This window comes from Photobacterium sp. OFAV2-7 (genome assembly GCF_022347985.1).
In the GTDB taxonomy this organism is placed as follows: domain Bacteria; phylum Pseudomonadota; class Gammaproteobacteria; order Enterobacterales; family Vibrionaceae; genus Photobacterium.
In genome coordinates, this window is sequence record NZ_JAKRFQ010000505.1 from 1 (window position 1) to 3,722 (window position 3,722).

3 protein-coding genes are annotated in these 3,722 nt (G+C 44.5%); 2 read left to right on the plus strand and 1 reads right to left on the minus strand.

Translation table 11 applies throughout. From position 1 onward, the window contains the following. On the minus strand, positions 1-694 hold a 694-nt coding region (locus MHN01_RS19865; protein WP_239412937.1), incomplete at its 3' end, for an AraC family transcriptional regulator. 598 nt (positions 695-1,292) lie between these two features. Between MHN01_RS19865 and MHN01_RS19870 the strand changes: the two genes are divergently transcribed. Then, a complete protein-coding gene (locus MHN01_RS19870; RefSeq protein WP_239412938.1) occupies positions 1,293-2,270 on the plus strand; it encodes an AEC family transporter in 978 nt (325 codons plus the stop codon). Positions 2,271-2,812: 542 nt separating this feature from the next. Continuing rightward, a complete protein-coding gene (locus tag MHN01_RS19875; RefSeq protein WP_160649993.1) occupies positions 2,813-3,523 on the plus strand; it encodes a helix-turn-helix transcriptional regulator in 711 nt (236 codons plus the stop codon). Positions 3,524-3,722 lie beyond the last annotated feature (199 nt).

Genomic DNA, 3,722 nt, shown 5'->3' on the forward strand with positions numbered 1-3,722 from the left:
TTTGCGCCACCTGGGCCAGGCTCAAGTGAGACTCTTCAATAAGCTGTTTCGCCATCTCCAGACGCTTTTTCAATACATACTGATGCGGTGTCACGCCTGTCTGTTCTTTGAACAAATAATGAAACTGGCTTTCACCGAGGAAAACCAGCCCGGCCAGCTGTGTTACAGAAATTTTACGGGTAAGATGCTGAAGTATGTACTGATCGATAATATCCATATTCAGCCGGTAGCTCTGGCGATCGTCGTTTAACGGCTTGAAATGGCGCTGCAGCACGCACAACAAAGTATCGGTACAGGCCTTGCTGAGCAGCAGATCATCGGGATGGGCGGTCATCTCAGCCGTCAGTGCCTGAATCAGGTTTTGCGCCTGACTGTCGAGGTGAAAATAACTCGACTGGTCAAATAACCGATCCATTCTTTCCTGCGTATAAGAAGGATGCAGCTGATCGACAGGCACATTCAATACCAGGATCTCATTTTTACCGATCCCGGAAAACGCATGCTCTGAATCTGCCGTCACCAGACAGCCCTGACCGGAGCATACAAGGTTACCGTAGCCTTCGATATCAAACTCAGTCTGGCCGGACAGTCCGATCACGACTTGGTTATAGCCATGATTGTGGTGATCCATTTGCTGTGGCAGAGCGACAATCTCGGAAGGTCTGAAACTCGAGTGTTTGGGCTTAATTTCCATATGTCATTAAAACATAAATGTATCTGTCTATTAGCTGTCAGAATACCATATCTGCCTGTAGAACCAGATAGATATCTGATGATAGAGCTTGTGGCTATCAGGCAATCATTATTGACACCTCTTAGTATAGATGACGGTGATCCCCATCCCTCCCCTGGAAGCAGGCTGTACCGGAAAAATGATCAAGAACAACTTTTTTACGGCTGTTGTCATTTCAATCTATCGTTGCCGCTTCGGTATAACAAAACACCCGCTAAAAACCTTGCTATAACGGGTATATTTGGATCTGTTGCCCTGACAACCAAAAACAAAAATTGTGCTTTATATTCATAGTTTTATTTTTCTAAGCCTGTAATCGCAGCTAGCCTCAGATGAATTGTTGGCCAATCGCTCAAATGCTTACCGGCAGAAGCATGATCATTACCCTTGATCATTTTTCCAGAGCAAGAAGGATCAAAACGATGATCAAGCTTGATCATCGTTCCAATCGAAATGACACTTCCCGTTAATTAGCCTTTCTTGATCATTTTTCCGGGACTCTATACCGCTGCGGCTATTTCTTGTGCTACAAATAGAATTCACAATAAGGATGTTGATAATGAACGGATTTTTGACTCAACTGCACCACTCGTTCTCGGTAACCGGACCTATTTTTATTATGCTGGGTCTGGGCGTTGCCCTGAAACGGTGGGCACTAATAGACGATAAGTTTATCGAAGGCGGATCCAGGCTTGTATTCACCGTCACCCTGCCAGCCCTGCTCTTTCTCAGTGTGGTCAAAGCCGACTTACAGCAAATAGGTAATATCAACCTACTGCTATTTGCTCTCATCGCCAACACACTGATTTATGTCTTATTCGAATTGTTTGCCCAGAAACTGATCAAAAATAAAAACGAAACTGGCGTTGTTGTACAGGGGGCATTTCGTGCCAATACCGGGATCATCGGGCTGGCCTATGTGTCTAACGCCTATGGCGAAACTGGCCTGGTTATCGGTTCACTCTATGTGGCTGTGATCACCGTTCTTTATAATATTCTCGCCGTGATCACTCTTAGCCGGTCGTCACCGGACACCCAGTCGCTCAGCATCAGCAACCTGCTTCGCTCGATCGTCAAGAACCCCCTAATAATCAGCATCTGTAGTGCAATACCTATTTCATTATTAGAGGTTGATCTCCCGGCAGTTTTATTACAGTCCGGCAGCTACTTTGCCGATATGACGCTGCCGCTTGCCTTGTTATGTACCGGTGCAAGCCTGGATATGAAGCAACTAAGGCAAGATTCGTCAAATGCCAATTATTCAACCTGCGGACGCTTGATCATCGCTCCGGGAATGATCACTGCAGCAGGCTACCTATTGGGGTATCGCGATATCGAGCTGGGTATTATTTTTCTGATGAGTGCTGCGCCAACGGCCGCAGCCAGCTATGTCATGGCTAACGCTATGGGTGCCAATGCCAAACTTGCGGCCAATGTTATCGCCATGACGACTATCGGCTCCTTGTTTACCTGTAGCCTGGGCATTACCCTGCTTAGCCATTCAGGACTACTGGGAACACTGGGAACACTGGGTTGATATCGGCTGCCTATCGCTATTTCATCTTGTTTGAGTAGCCATTCACTGCCAACACATAAAATGAGGAAAGCAAAATACCTCTTTATTTAGTTAATTGCCCACCGTTCAACAAGCGCATATCAATAACATACATACGGACATTGGCCCCCAACAAGACAATGCACATTATCCCCTCTACGTCAATAGGTGATTTCCCCCCTTATATACAATACGCCTGTAAGCTATAGTTCGTTCCGTAGACAGGGAACATACTTCACTGTTCAGTGTCTGCAGTATCCAGTATTGGATACATGCCAATGAAGTTCCTTTGATATACACCCTCATATTAAAGAGATGAACTTAATTGGATACCTCTTCTACACGTCGTACAGGATTGTGCTCTTCGGAGTCAAACTCTTGTCTTTGCCGGTCTTTATGACCGGCTTTTTTTTTAAATTACAGAAATATGACCAATATACCGTCATCTGGTTATTGTAAGATTTCTTCTTTCTATTAAACTCTGTACAGTCAATTAACCAAGCCAATTTCATTAGGCAAACAGAGTGAAAGATAAAGTCGACCCTTCTCTACTACATATTTTTAATCAGCTTCCTGGGTGCTGGGGGTGTAAAGATAAAGACTCGGTTTTTATTTATGCCAATGAAGAATATGGAAAAATTATTGGTGTCGACCATCACCTAGATTGTATTGGCCGAACTGATTTCGATATGCCGAGCCCGACAGTCGAATGCGCAGATTCATTTAGAGAGCAGGATAACCTTGTCCTTTCTACGGGGAATAGAATGCGTGTCCTCGATATTCACCCTTATTCAGACGGAAGCTGGCGTGCACATTTATTCACTAAAACACCGTGGAAAGATGAGCAGAATGAAACCGTCGGCACGATTTTTTCTGGTGTCGAGTTAAAAGATACGGCCATCCTAGAAGTCGGGCACTGGATTTGCCGCGCGGCAGGGTTAAGCAATAAAGAACAGGCATCTTTCAGTCTTGATCTCCATAACCAGGCTGTGAGCTTGAATACCCGTGAATCGGAAGTTCTCTTTTTGCTGCTTTATGGTAAAAAGCCGCAATATATCGCCAAGGTTCTGAATGTTTCGGTGAAAACCGTTGAAAACTATGTTGTTCGCCTGCGTGAAAAATTCAATGCGAACTCTAAGGGCGAACTGCTGGACCTGGCCCTTGATCTCGGCTTTGGCTCTCATATTCCGGAAAGTATGCTCAAGCGCCAGCTGTCAGTCATCCTAAAAGAATAACTGACAGTAACAATCACTATTGTTTCATGCACTCTTAGTTTGAAATTTTGTCAGTGCAAGTCTGTTTCCAGATCAAATATTGCAGATTAAACACCACCTACAATATCTGCAGAATTAATTAGCCGAGGTAATTAACTAGCCTTAATTGACTCCGCGGCTTGATATTATTATTTGACTGGAAACATGTATGAAACAATTC

Coding starts and splice junctions, on each gene's coding strand:
- MHN01_RS19870 (WP_239412938.1), top strand. CDS start 1,293: ATGAACGGATTTTTGACTCAACTGCACCACTCGTTCTCGGTAACCGGA.